The following is a 19,265-nucleotide window of genomic DNA, read 5'->3' on the forward strand; positions in this document are numbered from 1 at the left end:
GCGGATTCGCCAACTACGATGACATTAGACGCGGCATTTCTGGCTGTCGCGGCGGCGACACGCCTATGGGCAGAGATTGAACAATATCAATCAGCCGCCATCAGCGGGACCGTCTTGCGGTCGGTTCGTAAAGGGAGATTCATGCGCGGCATTGCTTCAAGCTCCCCGGCGTTGCCGGATTGGCTGGCCATGGCTTTGGTCGCAGCGGGATATTGGCTGGCATCCTGGTTGGGAGACCAGCTGTTGCTGCTGGAGCAGGGCATGGACAGCGTGGTCTGGCCGCAGCCAGGCTTGGCGTTGGCTGCGATGATCCTGCTGGGCTGGCGGGTGTGGCCAGGCGTGCTGCTCGGCGCGCTGGCCAGCGAGGCTTGGCGCTGGCGGACGACGCTGGACGGCATGAATTGGCTGCCGCCGGCGCTGGGCGTGGCTGTGGGGGTATTGGCGCAGACCTTGTTGGGCGCCTGGCTGATGCGGCGCTATTTCGGCCGGCGCAATCCGCTGGACAGCTTCAGCCAATGCATCGCCTTCAATGTGATCATCGTGGTGATGACGCTGCTGGGCAGCCTGATCGGCACCGCCGCCCTTTATTTTTCCCATCTGCTGCCGCAGAAGGAGCTGGTGTCGCGGCTGTGCCTGTGGTGGCTGTGCAATGGATGCGGCACTTTGCTGTTCGGCAGCCTGTGCCTGAACGTCTATCACCAGGGTCGGTCGCGGCAAAGCCGCGATGTGTGGTACGAAATGCTGGCCTATTTCGGCATGGTGACCTTGCTGACCGCCGGCTTGTTCGTCTGGTGGCACCCCACGGTGGACACCACCTATCCGCTGGACATGCTGGTGCTGCCCTTGGTGGCCTGGGCGGCGTTTCGCTTCACCACCCGCGAAGTGCTGATGGCCTTGCTGCTGATCATGTGGCTGGCGTTGTGGGGCACCCGCCATGGCGGCGGACCGTATCTGGGCTATTCCGCCTACAGCACGCTGGTGATTCTGCAAACCTATATCGGCATTCTGACGCTGGTGTCGCTGGGGGTGAGCGCCTTGATGTCGGAGCAGCGCAAGATCAAGGCGGAACTGAGCCAGCAGCAGGAGCGGCTGGAGCAGCAGGTGCGCATCCGCACGCTGGCGCTGGAGCAATCGCATGCCGAAGTGCTGGCCTTGTCGCGGGTGGACCCGGTCACCGGCATCGCCAACCGACGCTGCTTCGAGGAAAGCCTGGACGGCGAATGGCGGCGGGCGCGGCGGCTGGGCACGTCCCTGGGCATGCTGATGATCGATATCGATTTCTTCAAGCTGTACAACGACCATTACGGCCATGTCAGCGGCGACTACTGCCTGCGCGAGGTGGCGCAGGCGATACGCAGCAGCGTGCGGCGGCCGCAGGACCTGGTGGCGCGTTATGGCGGCGAGGAGATCATCTGCCTGCTGCCGGACACCGCGGAGGATGGCGTGATCTACGTCGGCGAGGCGGTGCTGGAGGCGGTGCGCGAACTGCAGCTGCCGCATGCCGAATCGACGGTGGCGCCGTATGTCACCATCAGCATAGGCGGCGCCTGCGTGCTGCCGCGCGATGTGGCGGACAGCCGGCAGTTGATCGAGGCGGCCGACCGCGAGCTGTACCGCGCCAAGCAGCAGGGCCGCAATCGCATCATCGTGGCCGGGGAGGATCAGCGGGCCGCCGATGATGCCTAGGGGCTGTTGACGTTTTGTGAGTGGATCGCGTTTGAGCTACGCCAAACCCGCAGGGCCGAGCGCCTTTCGCGCCGACTCTTCGTTGTTCCGCGCTGGCAGAGAATGACTATGCGGCGCGCGAAACGCCTCGATTCGTCGCAAAATGCATCCCGGCGCGACCGCCCACCAAACGTCAACAGCCCCTAGGGGCGGCTAGCGCCCGCTCATGCGGCGGAAGCGTTCCTCCAGCTGCCGCAGCACCTGCAAGGCGATATCCAGCTGCGCGGGATCGATGTCCGCCAGCGCCTGGCGGAAGAACTCCTGGCGGTGCGGCGCCGCCGCCGTCAGCAAGGCCAGGCCGCCTTGGTCCAGCGAGACCAGGGTCTGGCGATTGTCGGCCGGGTCGGTGTCGCGCCGCACCAGGCCTTCCGCCTCCAGCAGTTTCAATTGCCGGGTCAGCGCGCCCGGGTCCATTTGCAAGTGGCCGGCCAGCTGCTTTTGGCTGACGGTGCGCAGCTCCTCCAGCGCCTTCAGGATGCGCCAGCGCGGCAGCGCCTCGCCCACCAGGCTTTCGAAGGCGCCGTACATCGCGCGGCTGCTGCGGCTTAATTGCTGCAGCAGATTCGGTTGGCTGTCAGTCATGTGAAGGGGCCTGCGGCGGCATGGCGTGGCTCAGCTCGACCGGCGGCACCTTGCGCGCCAGCCACAGGCCCAGCAACAGAATCACCGCCACCAGCCACTGGCTGAAATGGATGGCATCCACCAGCAGCAGTCTCGTGGCGGCCAACAGCGCGTCCGGCTGCGCCGCGGCGGCCGTCTGGCGGAACTGCGCCAGGATGTCTGGGTTGAGCAGGGTTTGCGGATCGGCCAGCCAGTGCAGCCATTGCGGTTGCTGGCGGGTCGTCAGCATCGCGCCGACCCGTTGTTGGAACTGATGACTGACCACCACGCCCATCAAGGCGGTGCCCAGCATGCCGCCTATCATCCGCGTCGATTGCAGCATGGCGGTGGAGACCCCCAGCTGCTGCCGCGGCGCCAGCTGTTGCACGAAAATGGTCAGGTTGGGCATCAGCAGGCCCAGGCCCAGACCGCCCATCATCATGTTGGCGATGATCAAGCCATGCGCGGTGGCGGGGCCGACCCGGCTCAGCAGCGCGGCGGTCAACGCGAACATCACCAGGCCCAGGGTCAGCAGCCGGGTCGGATGGCGCAAGCGCTGCACGATGCGGCCGTTCAGCATGCTGCCTATGGTGATGAACACCACCAGCGGCGTCACCAGCAGGCCGGCCTGATTCGGCGACAGGCCAAAGCCGGCCTGGAACATCAGCGGCGCGTAGTACATCACGGCGAACATGCCGAAGCCCATCAGCAGCGACAGGCCGAACAGCGGCGCCAGCCCTCGGTGCGACAGCATGCTGGGCGGCAGCAGCGGGTTGGGGCTGCGCTTTTCCCACCAGATCAGGGTCAGCAGCGCGGTCAGGCTGAGCACGGCCAGTCCGCCCAGCAGCAGCGGCGGCTTGTGCTGCGGCAGCCACTCCACCGCCAGCTGCAGCGAGCCGAGGAACAGCGCGATCAGCGCCGCGCCTTGCCAATCCAGCCGCGACGGCGGCCGCGCCGAATGGCGGATCACCGGCAGGAAGCGCCAGACGAACCACAGGCTGACCACCCCGACCGGCAGGTTGACGAAGAATACCCAGCGCCAGCCGAAGTATTCGGTCAGGAAACCGCCCAGCGAGGGGCCGATGGCGTTGGCCAGGCCGAAGGCGGCGGACAGCATCACCTGCCAGCGCAGCCGTTCGGCGGTATGCGGGAACAGGTCCGGCACGCAGGCGAAAGTGGTGGCCACCAGCATGCCGCCGCCCACGCCCTGCAGCGCGCGCGCCAGCACCAGTTGCGGCATGGTCTGCGCCAGGCCGCACAGCATGGAGGCGCCGGTGAACAGCACGATGGCGGTCAGCACAAACGGCTTGCGGCCGTGGTCGTCGCCGAGTTTGCCGAAAATCGGCACGGTGATGACGGAGGTCAGCAGGTAGGACGTGCCGACCCAGGCATACAGAGAAAAGCCGCGCAGATCGGCCACCACCGTCGGCATGGCGGTGCCGACCACGGTCTGGTCCAGCGCCACCATGATCAGCACGCAGCACAGGCCCAGCATGGCCAGCAGGCGTTGGCGGAAATCCAGCGCGGAGGGGAGCGTGTGGGAAAAATCGGGAGAATTCATCATTGATACGGCAATAGTTGCTATATCAACTATTTTGGCGACAGCCGGCGGGGCTGTCCAAACTCAGGTGGTTAACAGATATTGCGGCGGCTTCAGTAGCCCTGGCGCGTCAGCCAGCTGGCCTCCTCGCTGAGGGCGACGGTGCCGACCAGCCAGTCGCGGAAGGCGCGCACCTTGGGCAGCTCGGCCAGTTCGTGCGGATAAACCAGATAGTAGGCCCACTCGGTTTCCAGCACGGTATCGAACGGAATCACCAGCCTGCCGCTGTCCAGATCCTGCGTCACCATCGAAGCCTGTGCCAGCGTCACGCCCATGCCGGCCACGGCGGCGTGCAGCGCGTATTCCAGCGCGTCGAAAGTGACTCCGCTCTCCGGATTGACGCCGTTCACGCCGGCCAGCTTCAGCCAGCGTTTCCAGGTGTTCTGGTCGCGCCACGGATGCAGCAGGGTGTGGTGTTTCAGATCGTCCGGCGTGTGCAGCGGGTGCTTGCCGGCCAAGAGGCCAGGCGCGCATACCGGGATCAGCTTCTCGCGGCAGATGCATTCCAGCCGGAGATCCGGCGCGGCTTCCGGGCTGGACAGGCCGACCACGGCCAGATCGTATTCGGCGCGGTTGAACGGCTTGTTGTGGATCAGCTGCGTCAGCAGGTGCAGGGTGTACTCCGGATGCCGGGCCTGGAAATCGGCCAGATTGGGCAGCACCCAGCGCATCGCCGGCGTCGGCGGCATGCGTACCCTAAGGTCGCTCTGGCGCAGGCGCAGCGCTTCGCTGGCTTCGTTGAGCAGTTGGAAAGCTTCGCGCGCCGGCTTCAACAGCGCCTCGCCTTCGGCGGTCAGGGCCAGCCCGCGGGCCTGGCGGGTGAACAGTGTGGCGCCGTAGTACTCTTCCAGCGTCTGGACATGGCGGCTGATCGCGCCCTGGGTCAGGCTCAGCGCGGCGGCCGCGCGGGTGAACGACAGATGTTCGGCGGCGACGACAAATACGCGCAGGGCATTCAGCGGAGGCAGCTTCATGCTGTTACATGCCTTTTCTTCATAGTTTTCATGAGATTAACTGCTTTGTGCGAAACGGCGGCACCGCGTATTCTGCGCAGTTGTCGCCGCAGGTCGCGGCGACTGGCACGGCAACCTGAATGCATAGCTGGACGAGCAGCCATGCATATTGCTTGATTCTGGCACAGCTTTGCCTGCCAGGCATCATCATTGTCGGACAATGATGCGCCCTGCACTCTCGTATGATTGGTCTGCCAGTCCACGTTGGCATGCACGGGCTCCTTGCGGAGCCCGATTTTTTTTGTCCGCCGCGCCAATAAAAACGCCGCCGGCCGGTAACGGCGGGCGGCGCGGGGAGGGCCGGCGGGCGATCAGCAGCCCTGGCTCAGCGCCAGCTCCAGGCTCTTCTGGTAATGCAGCTGCGATTGCTCTTCCTTGCCGGTGGCCTCGAACAGCTTGGCCAGCTCGGCGTGCGCGCATAGCGTCGGCTGGATGGAGACGCTGGCTTCCAGATAGTTCTGCGCCTTGCCCCACAACTGCTGCGCCTGCGCCAGACGGCCCAGCGCCAGCAACAGCCAGTGGTCGCGCGGACGCTGTTTCAGCCAGTTGTCGGCGTCCTTCAGCAGCGCCAGCCGCTTCTCCACGCTCAGATGGACGGCCAATTGGCCCAGTTCGCGCGCCAGTTCCGGCAGCTCCATGTCGTCGCTGGCCAGCGCCTCGGACAGCAGCGTCGCCGCGTAGTCGTACTGTTGCAGGCGGATCAGATGGGCGACGATCTGCTGTTGCAGCTGCGGATTGCCGCGCTCGGCCTCCGGGATGCGGCGCAGCCAGTCGCGGACTTCGCGCTCGGACAACAGGCCGGCCAGCTGCTGCTGGTAGGCTGCCAGCCGATAGCGGCGCGCCTGTTCCGGCTCCAGCGCGTCAGCCTTCAGCAGCTTCTCGGTCAGCGTGAGGATGGCCTCCGGTTGTTTTTGCAGCAGGCGCACCTTCAGCTCCAGCTTCAGCGCGTTGGTCAGATTCGGCGACAGCGCGCGCGCGCGTTCGATGGCGGTCAGCGCGCCCAAGGCGTCTTTTTCTTCCAGCCGCAGCTCGGCGTCCAGCATGTGGCGCGCCAGCTGCAGCCGCTCCGGCAATTGGTCGAGCTGGTTGAGGTAGCCGTCGCGCTTGTCGGCGGCGCCGGCGTAGCCGGCGGCGCGGGCCGCGATCAACAGCGCCAGCGCGCGGTTTTCCGGGGCGTATTCGTCATCCAGCGACTTGGCGGCTTCCCGCTCGGCCTTCTGGAAGCGGCCCTCGAAGAAGGCGATGCCGGCTTCGCGCAGCGCGTGGCGGGCGGCTTTCAGCTTCTTCTGGCGCTGGAAGCGCTGCACCTGGCGCGGCAGGTCGGTGGCCAGCGCCAGCAGCCGCAGCACCAGATGGGTGGCGACGATCAGCCCCACCACCAGCACGATCATCAGATTGAACGACACTTCCATCCGGTACGGCGGCAGAAACAGGATGGCGTAGCCGGTATTCAGGGTGGAGGCCAGCCCCACCAGCACGGCCAACGCAAACAGGCCGGTAATCCATAGAGCGAATCTCACCGCTTACTCCCCGCTGTTGCCTTGGGCATCGCGCACCGCCTTCAGGCTGGCGCTCATGTCCGGCAAGCTGATGTCCAAGGGCGCGCCTTCCAGTTCGGACAGCGTGGCCAGCCACTGGGTGGCTGCCGCGGCGTCGCGGTCGAAGTAGCGCTGCACGTAGCTGCGCGCGGCGGCGATGTCGGCGGCGTAGGTCTTGCCGTCGCGCTGCAGCAGCGCCAGCCGCGCGTCCAGCAGCCGCATCTTCAGGTTTTCGCGCAGGAAGAAGGCCTGCTCCGGCGACAGCAGCAGCGCCTCCGGCTTGTCCATGCGGCGGATGTGCACCAGCTCGCCCAGGCTGCTGCTGATTTCGGCGCTCAGCCGTTCCCACCACGGGGCGCCTGCCGGCAGCTGCGCGGGCTTGCCCGGTTGCGCGCCGCCGAGGCGATGGGCGTCCACGGCCAGCGGCAGCGAATCGACGCTCAGCATCAGCCGGTCCAGCTTGACGGTGAGGCCGACGGTGTCGAGGTAGGGCAGCGCTTTCAGTTTTTCCAGGTCCGAGGCCACGGCCTTCTTCACGCCGATCAGCTGCGGGCGGTCGAACTTGGACAGCCGCGCGTCGACCATTTCCAGCGCCGAGACCGCCGAGCTGACATTGCCGGCGAGCTGCAGCTGCTGGCTGGCGATGGCCAGCGTGTGCTCGATTTCGGACAGCAGCCAGTCGGTGCGGTTCTTGGTCAGCTCCTGGTACATGCCGTTCAGCGTGGCGTACTGGCCTGCCGCCTCGTTGACGCGGGCCTCCACCATCGCCAGCTTGCCATCGGTGGCGCGGGCCGCCAGCAGCGCCTGTTCGGCGATGGCGCGCTGCTCTTTGCCGGCGCCGCTGCCTTCGGCCAGCCGGCGCGCCAGCTCCTGGCGCATCGAGTCCAGTTGCTGCTGAGTGGTGTAGAACTGCCAGCCGGAGACGCCCAGCGCGACGATCGCCACCAGGATGGCGAGATTGGGGCGCTTGCGGGCTGCGGGCGGCTGGGCCGGGATGGCTTCGTGGATCTGGGATTCGCTCATGGGTGACGACGGAACCATTCTTTTAGGCCGGCGACCATTGCGGCGTCGTCGGCCCGGGTTGTCACGACGCGTGCCGCGCCGAAGGCGGCCAGGCGCTCGGCAATGCGCGGATGCGGCACGCAGTACAGCAGGCATTGTAGCGCCCCGGTCCGGCTCGGACCAGCCAGTCGGAACAATTGCTCTACCATTTCGCTGGAAGTGATGATGACGGCATCGGGCGGCGCGGCGTCGAAAGCCGCCCAGTCCGGCGCGCCGTCGACGCGGCGGTAGATTTCGGCGAAGGCCGCCGCCGCGCCCCGCTGCGCCAGCGCATCAGCCAGCAGCGCGCGGCCGCCCTGCCCGCGCACGATCAGCCAGCGCTGGCCGGACACGTCGGCCAGTTCCGGCAAAGCCAGCAGCGCTTCGCTGTCGCTGCTTGCCGTCGGATGCAGCACGGGCTGGCCGGACAGCGCGGCCAGCCGCTTGGCGCTGGCCGCGCCGACGCAGGCCAGCCGCTTGGCGGCGAGGTCCATGCCCGCCAGCGCCGGCCAGCCGATATCGATGGCGCTGGGGCTGACCCAAAACAGCGCATCGGCGCGCGCCGCTTGGCCGGGCAGCGCTGCCAGCGCCTGCGGCAGCGCTTCGATTGCCATCAGCGGCAAGTGCTCGGCCTGCCAGCCTTCGGCGCGCAGCGCGGTCAGCAGGCCGGCGCATTGCGCCAAGGGGCGGGCGGCCAGGATGCGCTTCATTTGAAGCCTCAGCGCGACTCCGCCAGCACCGCGTCGATCAGCGGGCGGGCGCCGGCGTCGATCAGCTTCTTCGCCACCGCGCGGCCCAGCGCCTCGGCATAGTCGGCCGGCGCGCTGGCGCTGGCGGTCAGCACTACCGAGCCATCCGGATGCGCCACCAGGCCGCCCAGGGTCAGCGTGCCGTCGGCCAGCGTGGCGAAGGCGCCCAGCGGCACCTGGCAGCTGCCGCCCAGATCCTTGGCCAGCGCGCGTTCGGCGGCGGTACAGGCGCGGCTTTCGGCGTGGTTCAGCGGCGCCAAGAGTGCCAGCAGGTCGGCGCGGTCCTCGCGGATTTCGATGCCCAGCGCGCCCTGGCCGGCGGCCGGCAGGCTTTCCGACGGGGCGAGCTCGCTCTGGATGCGTTCGGCCAGACCCAGGCGCTTGAGGCCGGCGGCGGCCAGGATGATGGCGTCGAACTCGCCGTCGTCCAGTTTCTTCAGCCGGGTCTGCACGTTGCCGCGCAGCGGTTTCACCGTCAGTTGCGGGAAGCGGGCGCGCAATTGAGCCTCGCGGCGCAGGCTGGAGGTGCCGACCACGCTGCCGGCCGGCAACTCGGACAGGTTGTGGAAGCGGTTGGAGACGAAGGCGTCGCGCGGATCTTCGCGCTCGCACACCGCCGCCAGCGCGAAGCCGGCCGGCAGCGTCATCGGCACATCCTTCAGCGAATGCACCGCCAGATCGGCGCGGCCGTCCAGCAGCGCCTGCTCCAGTTCCTTGACGAACAGGCCCTTGCCGCCGATCTTGGACAGCGTCTTGTCCAGAATCTGGTCGCCCTGGGTGGTCATGCCGAGGATCTCCACTGTCAGATGCGGGTACAGCGCTTGCAGCCGGGCCTGGATGTGCTCGGCCTGCCACATGGCCAGCCGGCTTTCGCGGCTGGCGATGACGATCTTGTCCATGAAACCGGGTTCCATTGCTTGCGATGATGATGGGCCGAATTCTACCACGCGGCCGTCATGGGCTTGTTCCCGCTGTTGTTGCGACGCAGCAGGATCAAGGCCATTTTGCGCAAATTGGCGTAGTCTGACCACTACGGCGCGGAAGCTGCTTATGATGAATGTTTTATTTTGACTGGCGAGGCATGGCCATGGCCGCCGTGGCCATGCCTGACGAGTCAAACACAGGGACGACAATAATATGCACGATCAAGACAAGGATTTGCCGCTGCGGGCCGACCTGGCCTGCCTGGACCGGCTGCTGGCGGAGGTGGTGAACGAACAGGAGGGCGCGCTGGTGTCCGGCGCGGTGCAGGCCATCGCGCTGCGCCGCGGCGACGAGCGCAGCCAGCCGCTGCCGCAGTTGGCGCCGCAGGCGGCGGCCTCGCTATTGCGCGCCTGCGGCCTGTATGCCCAGCTGTTCAATATCGCCGAAGACCTGCACCACAATCGCCGCCGCCGCGCCCACCAGCTGGCCGGCTCGGCGCCGCAGCAGGGCAGCCTGGGCCGCGCCTTGGCCAAGCTGCGCCAGGATGGCGTCAGCTTCCATTCGCTGCATCAACTGCTGAGCCACGCCCAGGTCGGCGCCATCCTGACCGCGCATCCGACTGAGGTGCAGCGGCAGAGCGTGCTGGACGGCCATCGCGCGGTGCGCCGTTTCCTGTCGAAACTGAACGCGCCGGACCTGACGCCGGATGAGCGCGAGGAGCTGGAAGCCAAACTGAAGCGGGCGATCCTGGCGTTGTGGCAGACCTCCGAGATCCGCCATTTCAAGATGACGGTGCGCGACGAGATCACCAACGGCGTCGCCTACCACCCGCTGGCTTTCTTCGAAGCCCTGCCGGCCTTGTACCAGCGCCTGGAGCGCGAGATCGGCCAGCTGTGGGAGGAGCCCGCCCGTCTGCCGTCCTTTGTTCGCGTCGGCAGCTGGATAGGCGGCGACCGCGACGGCAACCCGAATGTCGATGCCAGCCTGTTGCGCCACGCGGTGACGCGGCAGTCGCAGCAGGCGTTCGAGCATTACTTGCAGGAGCTGAAAAGCCTGTACCGCGAGCTGTCTTTGTCGTCGCGGCTGGTGGAGGCCAGCGCCGAGGTGATGGCGCTGGCGGCGGATTCGCCGGACAGCGCGGTCAGCCGCGCCGAGGAGCCGTACCGCCGCGCGCTGGCGACGATACAGGGCCGGCTGCTCGGCACCGCCCGGCAGCGCGGCGTGGAGCTGGCCTGCCGCTGGGATGAGCGCGCGCCGTACCGCGACCATCACGATCTGGCGCGCGATCTGGCCGCGCTGTCGGCCTCGCTGCGCGCTCATGGCAGCGCGCTGCTGGCCGAGGGGCGGCTATCGCGGCTGATCCGCAGCGTGGACGTGTTCGGCTTCTTCCTGATGCCGCTGGATCTGCGCCAGCACGCGGCGGTGCACGAGGCGGTGGTGGCCGAGCTGTTCAGCGGCGCCGGCCTGGAGGAATACCAAGCGCTGGACGAGGCGGCGCGGGTGCGGGTGCTGAGCCGCGAGCTGGCTACGCCGCGCCTGCTGTTCTCGCCGTATCTGCGCTACGGCGAGCAGGCCGAGAAGGAACTGGCTATCTTCCGCGAAGCGGCGGCGATCCAGCGCGAGTTCGGCGTGGAGGCCATCGGCCAGTGCATCATTTCCAATTGCGCCAGCGTCAGCGACATCCTGGCCTTGGCCTTGCTGTGCAAGGAGGCCGGGCTGATCCGTCTGGACGGCGGTGTGCCGCGCGCCAGCGTCAACTTGGTGCCGCTGTTCGAGACCATCGCCGACCTGGAAAACAGCCAGACCGTGATGCGCGCGCTGTTCGCGCTGCCCTGGTACAAGCAATTGCTGGATAGCCGCGAGCGGGTGCAGGAAGTGATGCTGGGCTATTCCGACAGCAATAAGGACGGCGGTTACCTGACCAGCCAGTGGCAGCTGTGGCTGGCCGAAACCCGGCTGGTGCAGGTGTTCTCCGAGGCCGGCGTGCGGCTGCAGCTGTTCCACGGCCGCGGCGGCTCGGTGGGGCGCGGCGGCGGCCCGTCCTATGAGGCCATCGTTGCCCAGCCGGCCGGCAGCGTGGCCGGCCGCATCCGCATCACCGAGCAGGGCGAGGTGATCACCGCCAAGTATTCCGATCCGGCCATCGCCGGCCGCAATCTGGAAGCGCTGGTGGCGGCGACGCTGGAAGCCAGCCTAGGCCATTTGCCGGGCGGCGAGGTCGACGCGGCCTTGTTCGACGAGCTGTCGAGCAGCGCCTTCTCCGCCTACCGGGCGCTGGTGGAGTCGCCGGGCTTCATGCAGTATTTCCTGGAAGCGACGCCGGTGACGGCGATCGCGCGGTTGAATATCGGCAGCCGTCCGGCCTCGCGCAAGGGCCTGTCATCCATTGCCGACCTGCGCGCCATCCCCTGGGTGTTTTCGTGGTCGCAGTCGCGGCTGATGCTGCCGGGCTGGTTCGGCGTCGGTTCGGCGGTGGCGGCCTATGTGCAGAAGCACGGCGACGCGGGGCTGGCCAAGCTGCAGCATCTGTATCGCCACTCGCCGTTCTTCCAGGTGGTGCTGTCCAATATGGAACAGGTGCTGGCCAAGGCCGACCTGGGCATCGCCCGCCGCTTCTCCGAGCTGGTGGCCGACCGTGAATTGGCGGCGCGGTTGTTCGGCCTGATTGAGGCGGAGTGGCAAAAAACGCATGACGCCTTCTTCGCCATCACCGGCCAATCGCAGCTGCTGGAAAGCAACCCTACGCTGCGCCGCAGCCTGGAGACGCGTCTGCCCTTCCTCGATGCGCTGGGCCTGCTGCAGGCCGATTTGCTGGCCAGGCTGCGCGCCGAGCCGGACGACGAGGACACGCTGTACGCCATCCACCTGACCATCAACGGCACTTCCGCCGGCCTGCGCAATACGGGTTGAGCGCAAATAGGAACGCGGCCCGGCATGACCGGGCCGCGTGGGAAGCCGCCGCAGCGGGCAGGCCGCGGCGGCCGGGCAGACTCAGCGTTGGGCGGCCGGGCCGTCGCTGCCTAGCTCCACGGCGTAGGCCAGGGCCAGTTGCGAGAACTTCAGCGCATGGCGCGCCTGGCTGTCGGAATTGGCCAGGGTGTCGTTGCGGGTGTGGATGTAGGGGTTGGAGTTGTCGAAGCTGGACTCGAACGGGAACGAGGCGGCATAGCCCTGCGCGGTCCATGAGGCGTGGTCGGAGCAAGCGTAGCCGCATTGGCTGTAGCCGACTGTCAGATCGGGCAGATAGGCCTTGGCCAGATTGGCCAGGAAAGTATTCTGCGCCGCGTTGGTGTAGTCGGTGAACAGGAAGATGTCCTGCTCGTCGCCTTGGTAGTTGGTCATGTCCAGCTGCAGCGCGCCCACCACCTTGGTTTGCTGCTGCTTGAAGCGCTTGGCGATATCAGCCGAGCCGCGCAACCCCACTTCCTCCGCCGCGTAAGCCATGAACTTGATGGTGCGGCGCGGCTGGTAATTGCCGGCCAGCAGCACGCGCGCCACTTCGGTCAGGCTGGCCACGCCGGAGGCGTCGTCGTCAGCGCCCGGCGCGCGGCTGCTCTCGCCGGTACCGTTGCCCACGGTGGAGTCCAGATGGCCGCCCAGCACCACCGTTTCCGCCGCATTGTCCGTGCCCTTGATGGTCAGGATCACCGATTTTTGCGGCCAGCCGGCATGGCTGATTTGCTCCACCGTGACATCGCCGCGGTTGCCGGCCAGCTGTTTCCACTGGCTGGCGATCCAGTTGGACGCATTGACGCCGTGGCTGGTGGTGTAGAAGCGGTTCTGATAGCTGGACAAGGACTGGATGGTGGCCAGCACATTGCTGTCCTGCAACTGCGGCAGCAGCTTGTTCACCGTGGCCTGGTTGTCGATGGCGTAGCTGGGCGCTTTCAGCGCGGCCAGCGGCGCGGCCGGGCCGTTCAGCGCGGCGCGGGCTTCTTTCAGGCTGCCGTGCACGATGTAGCCGCCGCAATGGCGCAGCTTGTCATGGATGGCATCGGACAGCTTGGGCAGCAGCGCTTCGTCCACCTGGACCAGATGCACGGTTTCGCCGGCCGTTCCCTTGGCGAGGCGGCCGTCTGCCGCCAGCGTGCGGCTTTCTTGGCTTTGGGCCCGACCATCCAGCTGGCGCAGCAGCTGATAACCCTGATCGCCTACTGAAATCCAGACCGGTTGGGCCTGGGCGGCGCCGGCCAGGCCCAATAGGACCAGCAGCGCGGTTTGACGCAGTTTCAACATGTGTGGGACTCCCGAGCGGAGGCCGGCGCCGTAGGGAGCCGGCATGGCTGTCGGATGCGGCCCCGCGTAGCGGGACCGCGACCGGGACGGCGTCTTAGGATTGGCAAGCCACGCCGACGGCGCTGAAGGCCTTGGTGACGTCCGCGCTGTTGTAGCCGCGCGCGTCCGCCGCCTTGACCACGCCGCAAGCGGCGCTGTTGTAGGTGGCGTTGGCCGTCCAGTACAGGCGGTTGGCGTCGGTGAACACCTCAAAGGCCTTGCGGGTGTTCCAGCCGGCGCTGGTGGCGATCAGGTAGAACGCCTTGTTGTACACGCCGCTGGAATAGTGCACGTCCAGGCCGTCGTAGTAGTCCTTGGCGTTGCCGATGGAGGCACCGTCCTTGGTCGGATCGGCGAAGTAGCGCAGCGCGCCGGACTTCTTGAAGATTTCCGCGCCGACCAGGAAGTCGTTCTTGCCCTTCATGTAGTACTCGGCCGCCTCGCCGGCCATGTCGGAGAAGGCCTCATTGATGCCGCCGGATTGGCCGTCATAGACCAGGCCGGAGTTCTGCTCGGTAAAGCCGTGGCTGACTTCGTGCGCGGAAACGTCCAGCGAAACCAGCGGGTAGAAGGTGCTGGCGCCGTCGCCGAAGTGCATGGCCTGGCCGTCCCAGAAGGCGTTCTCATAATTGCGGCCGTAGTGCACCTTCATGTACAGCTTCTGGTTGATCGGGCGCAGATTGAACCAGTCCTTGTACAGATTGAACACCACATTGCCGAAGTAATGGGCGTCGTTCAGCGGCGAGTATGCGCCGTTGATGGCCTTGTAGGTGTTGGTCGGGCAAGCAAACTTGTACGGCGTGGTGCTGCTGCCGGTGCCGCCGTTCAAGTTGACGGTGATCACGTTGCCGCTGTCCATCTTGCAATCGCTGGTGACGATCAGCGGGCCATAGTCCTTGCCGTAGGTGTATTTGCCGGTTTTGGCGTTGCCGCCGGGGCCGTTCGCTTCGGCGTGGCTCAGGCCTTCCCACTGTTTCAGCACCTGGCCGCTGTTGGCGTCGATGATGAAGCTGGGGCGGCTGGGCTCCTTGCCGTTATCGACGACGAAGGACACCAGATAGACCAGCTGGGCGACATTGCGCTCGTTCAGGCGCACCACCAGCTCGGCTTTCTCGTTGTAGGTGGGGTTGCCATTGGCCTTCAGCGCCTTGGCCTGGGCCAAGATCTGGCCGCTGCTCAACGTCGGCTTGGCGGAGGCCAGATCGGTCTGGATGCCGGCGATGTAGTGGCCGGTCAGCTTGCCGGGGACGGCCTTCAGCGCGGCGGCCGACTTTTCCTCGACCACGGCTTCTCCCCATACCGGCACGCCTTGATAATACTGTTGGTAGCGGGTCACTACCTTGCCGGTGGAAAACTGGGTGCTGCGCAGCGGTTTCAGATCGGCCTGGCCGACCCCTGCGAAGGCGGGCGCGCTATTGGCTTGCTGTTTGCCCAATTTTTCCAGGTCGATACGCTCAGCAGCCATCGCCGCCGAGCCGAAGACAGCCAGGGCGGACAGGACCAAACCACGCAGCATCAGTTGCTGTTTTCTCATCACGGAACTCCAAATGTAGACAAGGCGGGACGGGTGCGTCTCGCAACATGCCCCCGGCGGATGGCCGGAGGCCACGAGCCGCTGGATGTGGCCGGACGGGTTGTCGTTCTCCGCGAGGAGAAAAGGAAACGATGCAGCTTGGGCAATGTAGGTGTCGCCGGCTGTCTTTGCTGCCGTGCGCATGGCCCCGCTGATCGTTCGCCACCCGGTTGTGCTGGTCCGGGCCGCATCTTGGCGGCAGCCTTTGGGGGCGGGCAATCGGCCATCGCCCTGCCAGGCGGATGGCGCGATCGGGATAAAGCCTAGTATCCTGACCCGTTCAATCCCAAATGCATAAGTTAGGTATTGGATTTTTCGATTGAAGATTCAGCTGATCTTTAGAGCAGTTGCATCGGTGTTGATGGAGCTTGCTTGAGCGGGATCGTTTGCCTGGCTTGGCTGGATGTGCTTGGACAATGTCGGGAAGCAAAATAGAAATTAAGCAATTACCGTGAATTTGCTTCGATGGATGTATGTGATTGGTAAAAATATGACAGTGGAGGATGGTCTGATGGCGGATTCTGGCAAGTAGGATCAGGGCTGGCGGGGAGCCGATGATGAGGCTGCCGGACCGGCCAGACCGGTCCGGCAACCCGTTCAGGGGGCCAGGCGGGACAGTCTCCAGGCGCCGTCTTGCTGCAGCGTGTACAGCACGCGGTCATGCAGCCGGCTGGGGCGGCCCTGCCAGAATTCCACGCGGTCCGGCACCACGGCGTATCCGCCCCAATGCGGGGGGCGCGGCACGTTGATTGGATGGCGGGCGCCGTACATGGCGGCGCGCGTCACCAGCACCGCCTTGGAGGAAATCTCGCTGCTCTGCTCGCTGGCCCAGGCGCCCAGACGGCTGGTGTAGGGCCGGCTGGCGAAATAGGCGTCCGATACTTCCGGCGCCACGCGCGCGGCCTTGCCCTCGATGCGCACCTGCCGTTCCAGTTCCGGCCAGAAGAAAGTCAGCGCCACATAAGGATGGGCGTCAAGCGCCTGGCCTTTGCGGCTTTGGTAATTGGTATAGAACAACAGCTGGCCATCCTCCACGCCCTTAAGCAGCACGATGCGCGCATTGGGGCGGCCATCGAGCCCGACGGCCGCCAGGTTCATCGCCGTGGGTTCGTGTACCTGGGCCGAGATGGCTTCGTTGAGCCAGATTTCAAACTGGGCAACCGGATCGGCCAGGCAGTCTTCGGGCGACAATTCCTTCTTCGAATATTCCAAACGGATGTCGGCAAGGTTCAGCGTCATGAATTCCTCCTTAGCTGGCTATCTTAGTGCATCGCGCCACCGGCTGGAATGGACGCGGTGGCGATCCGCATGATGGCATTTCTCGAATACCGGGGTTTCTGCCAGCCTTTCGTCGCGAAAGGCGCTGCGGATCAGCGCGGTGCCAGTGTTCAACTACGGCGGCTACGTCCAGCGTGGAGGCCTGTTGTTGTGGGCATCGCTGCCATGACCCAGGCGTTGACGGGCGGTTGGATCAAACAGAATCGCCGCGCAGCAGCGCGAGCAGCGCCTCGCCGTCCAGCCTGGCGCTGGCGTCGCCGCCGGCCAGCAGGCTGTCGGCCAGCGCGCGCTTTTCCTGGTGCAGTTGGACGATCTTTTCTTCTATGGTGCCGGCCGCCACCAGCCGGTACACCGTCACCGGCCGCTGCTGGCCCATGCGGTAGGCGCGGTCCGAGGCCTGGTCTTCCACGGCCGGGTTCCACCACGGGTCGAGGTGAATCACATAGTCGGCGGCGGTGAGGTTCAGGCCGGTGCCGCCGGCTTTCAGGCTGATCAGAAACAGATCGCCGTCCCCGGCCTGGAAGGCGTCCATGCTGGCCTTGCGCTGCTTGGTGGGGGTCGAGCCATCCAGATAGTGGAAGCGGACGCCTTGCTGTTTCAGGTACGAGGCCACCAGCGCCAGGTGATCGACGAACTGGCTGAACACCAAGGCCTTGTGGCTATTGTCCAGCAGCTCCTCGCAGATTTCGGCGAAGGCCGCCAGTTTGCTGGCCGGCAGCGCGCTGTCAGGCTGTACCAGCTTGGGATGGCAGCAGAAGCGTCGCAGCCGGGTCAGCTCGGCCAGCGCCTGCATGGTCTGGCCGCCGGCGGCCGGGTCGGCTTCGGCCACGCGGGCCAAGGCCTCCTGCCGCATTGCCTCGTAGACGTGGCGCTCCTGCTCGGACAACTCGATCAGGCGCGTGGTCTCGGTCTTGGGCGGCAGCTCGGTCAGCACCTCGCGCTTGGTGCGGCGCAATAGGTACGGCTGGATCAGCGCCTTCAGCTGCGCGCGCGCGGTGTCGTCGCCTTCGGCGATCGGCTGGGCGTAGCGCTGTTCGAACTGGGCCAAGTTGCCCAGCAGCCCAGGCGCGATGAAGCGGAACAGGCTCCACAGCTCGCCCAGGTGGTTTTCCACCGGCGTGCCGCTGGCGGCCAGGCGGAAATCGGCGCGCAGGCTTTGCGCCACCTGGGCGCGCTGGCTCTGCGGGTTCTTGATCGCCTGCGCCTCGTCCAGCACCACCGACGCCCAATGCACCTCGCCGAACGCGTCCGCCTCGCGCTGCAGCAGGCCATAGCTGACGATCACCAGATCGCCGGGGCCGATATCGTCCAGCCGGCGCTGCTGGTGGTAGGCGCGCAGACGCAGGCTGGGCGCGAAGCGGGCGGCTTCGGCCAGCCAGTTCAGCGCCACCGAAGTCGGCGCCACCGCCAGCTGCGGGCCCAGATGGGCGCGAGTCAGCATCAGCGACAGCGTCTGCACCGTTTTGCCCAGGCCCATGTCGTCGGCCAGGCAGGCGCCGACGCCCCAGTGCGCCAGTCGCGCCATCCAGGCAAAGCCTTGCAGCTGATAAGGCCGCAAGGTGGCGTGGAGAGTGGGCGGCACTTGCGGCTCGAATATTGTCGCTTCGCGCCAGCGCGCCGCCTGCTGTTGCCAGCCAGCGTCGCCGTCGAACGTCCCGGCCTCCTCGCCCAGCGCCTGCAAGCGCGGGCCGGCCAAGGGGCTGATCGCCAGTCCGTCCGGCCCGGCGTGGTCCACCATGCGGGCCAGTTCGTCCAGCCTATCGCGCAGGCTGCCGGACAGCGCCAGCCAGTCGCCATCGGACAGTTGCAGGTATTTGCCTTTTTGATTGGCCAGCGCCGCCAGCAGGTGGCGCAACGCCAGCACGCGGCCGTCGTCCAGCGCCAGTTCGCCCTCGGCCTGCAGCCAGCCGCCGCGCCGCTTCACTTTCAATTTCAGCTGCGGCATGCCGTCGGCGGCGGCCAGACGGATTTTATCGCCCTGCGGCCACAGACAGGCGACGCGGTCTTCGCCGGCCGCCTGCAATTGCGACAACAAGGACAATGCCGAATGTTGGTCGGCGAACAGCCAGCCGTCGCCATCGCGCTGGCCGCGGACGATGGCTGGGCAGGCCTCGCGCAGCGCGCGCAGGCGGCGCGCTTCTTCGGGCAGGTCGCGGACGAACTGGCGGTACGCCCCATCGACGTCGAGCACCAGGCCCGCCGCGCTGCGGCCCGGCGCGCTCCAGGCGGCGGCTGGATGCGGCTTGACCTTCAGTTGCAGCCGCAGGCCCTCTGGCTGGCGGGTCAGCAAGGCATACAGCGTCGGATCGGCCGCCTCGCTCGGCAAGGCCGGATCGAAAGCCGGGCTGGCGTCCACCAGCGGCAGGCCGGGCGCGACATCGCGTATCGCCTCCAGCACCCGCTGGCGCGCCTGCCACGGCACGGCCAGGCCATGGCCTACCAGATCGGCCAGCGCTTTCAGTTCATCGGTCAGTGGGTAGACCAGCAGCCGCTCCGGCTGCGGCCGTTGCCACAGCACGCCGCCGCAGCTGGCCAGTCCGTCCGGCAGCAGCTTCAACCGCAGCTCCGCGCCCACCCGCTCCATCTGCAAGGCCGGCTGGCCCGCCTCGACATGAATGCGCCGCGCCGGCGCTGCGGCGTCGAACAGCAAGGGATGGCCGATCAAGGCCGGCAGCAGCGGTGTGGCGTCGATCAGCGCGGCATCGCCGTCGTATTGCCGCAGCAGCGCCAGCAATTGACGCAGCAGCGGCACATCATGCTCGGCCACCGATGCGTGCTCGTCGCGTAGCAAGGATGGGAGCGAGCAGGCGCGGCCGCGGCTCCAGCCGTCCGGGCCGGCGTTTTGCAGCAGCGGCTGCAGCTGGATGCCGGAGTCGGCCAGGCGCAGCCGCCAGATCAGGCGAGACGAAGAGGCGTTCATGGTTGGGATGGGCAGCAAAAACGGCAGCC

13 protein-coding genes are annotated in these 19,265 nt (G+C 66.6%); 2 read left to right on the forward strand and 11 right to left on the reverse strand.

Annotated elements, in window-relative coordinates:
- Positions 1-189: 189 nt before the first annotated feature.
- Entirely contained in the window at positions 190-1,686 is a 1,497-nt protein-coding gene (locus C2134_RS02385) for a sensor domain-containing diguanylate cyclase (RefSeq protein WP_158248675.1), read from the forward strand.
- A gap of 192 nt (positions 1,687-1,878) precedes the next feature.
- Here C2134_RS02385 and C2134_RS02390 read toward each other — a convergent pair whose 3' ends face one another.
- The 7 genes from C2134_RS02390 to hemC all read right to left on the reverse strand — a co-directional run bounded on the left by C2134_RS02390 (position 1,879) and on the right by hemC (position 9,165).
- Complete coding sequence (locus C2134_RS02390; protein WP_103317258.1) at positions 1,879-2,307, reverse strand: MarR family winged helix-turn-helix transcriptional regulator; 429 nt, start codon at positions 2,305-2,307, stop codon at positions 1,879-1,881.
- Entirely contained in the window at positions 2,300-3,889 is a 1,590-nt protein-coding gene (locus tag C2134_RS02395) for an MDR family MFS transporter (RefSeq protein ID WP_233196333.1), read from the reverse strand. Before C2134_RS02395 ends, C2134_RS02390 begins: the two co-directional genes overlap by 8 nt.
- Before the next feature lie 89 nt (positions 3,890-3,978).
- Complete coding sequence (gcvA, locus tag C2134_RS02400) at positions 3,979-4,899, reverse strand: transcriptional regulator GcvA (RefSeq protein WP_043627332.1); 921 nt, start codon at positions 4,897-4,899, stop codon at positions 3,979-3,981.
- 350 nt (positions 4,900-5,249) lie between these two features.
- Positions 5,250-6,458 (reverse strand): heme biosynthesis protein HemY, encoded by a 1,209-nt coding sequence (locus C2134_RS02405; RefSeq protein ID WP_103317260.1) that lies wholly within the window; start codon positions 6,456-6,458, stop codon positions 5,250-5,252.
- 3 nt (positions 6,459-6,461) lie between these two features.
- The gene (locus C2134_RS02410) at positions 6,462-7,499 is read right to left on the reverse strand and encodes a uroporphyrinogen-III C-methyltransferase (protein ID WP_103317262.1); all 1,038 of its coding nucleotides are present in this window, start codon (positions 7,497-7,499) and stop codon (positions 6,462-6,464) included.
- The gene (locus tag C2134_RS02415) at positions 7,496-8,227 is read right to left on the reverse strand and encodes a uroporphyrinogen-III synthase (protein WP_103317264.1); all 732 of its coding nucleotides are present in this window, start codon (positions 8,225-8,227) and stop codon (positions 7,496-7,498) included. Before C2134_RS02415 ends, C2134_RS02410 begins: the two co-directional genes overlap by 4 nt.
- A gap of 8 nt (positions 8,228-8,235) precedes the next feature.
- Positions 8,236-9,165: a hydroxymethylbilane synthase gene (gene hemC / locus C2134_RS02420; RefSeq protein ID WP_103317266.1), complete on the reverse strand. Its 930-nt coding sequence runs from the start codon at positions 9,163-9,165 to the stop codon at positions 8,236-8,238.
- Positions 9,166-9,403: 238 nt separating this feature from the next.
- On the opposite strand from hemC, the gene ppc reads away from it, so the two are divergent.
- Positions 9,404-12,100, forward strand: a complete 2,697-nt coding sequence (gene ppc, locus C2134_RS02425; RefSeq protein WP_103317268.1) for a phosphoenolpyruvate carboxylase — start codon at positions 9,404-9,406, stop codon at positions 12,098-12,100.
- A gap of 81 nt (positions 12,101-12,181) precedes the next feature.
- On the opposite strand, the gene C2134_RS02430 is transcribed toward ppc, so the two are convergent.
- From C2134_RS02430 to C2134_RS02445, 4 genes are all read right to left on the reverse strand, one after another.
- Positions 12,182-13,426, reverse strand: coding sequence for a M28 family metallopeptidase (locus tag C2134_RS02430; RefSeq protein WP_103317270.1), 1,245 nt, complete (start codon positions 13,424-13,426; stop codon positions 12,182-12,184).
- Between the two features lie 94 nt (positions 13,427-13,520).
- The gene (locus C2134_RS02435; protein ID WP_103317272.1) at positions 13,521-14,999 is read right to left on the reverse strand and encodes a M4 family metallopeptidase; all 1,479 of its coding nucleotides are present in this window, start codon (positions 14,997-14,999) and stop codon (positions 13,521-13,523) included.
- Between the two features lie 636 nt (positions 15,000-15,635).
- A complete protein-coding gene (pdxH, locus tag C2134_RS02440) occupies positions 15,636-16,277 on the reverse strand; it encodes a pyridoxamine 5'-phosphate oxidase (protein ID WP_103317273.1) in 642 nt (213 codons plus the stop codon).
- A 232-nt stretch (positions 16,278-16,509) separates the two neighbouring features.
- The gene (locus C2134_RS02445) at positions 16,510-19,236 is read right to left on the reverse strand and encodes a DEAD/DEAH box helicase (protein WP_103317275.1); all 2,727 of its coding nucleotides are present in this window, start codon (positions 19,234-19,236) and stop codon (positions 16,510-16,512) included.
- Positions 19,237-19,265 lie beyond the last annotated feature (29 nt).

Origin of the sequence: Chromobacterium sinusclupearum (assembly GCF_002902845.1) — a bacterium.
GTDB classification, from domain to species: domain Bacteria; phylum Pseudomonadota; class Gammaproteobacteria; order Burkholderiales; family Chromobacteriaceae; genus Chromobacterium; species Chromobacterium sinusclupearum.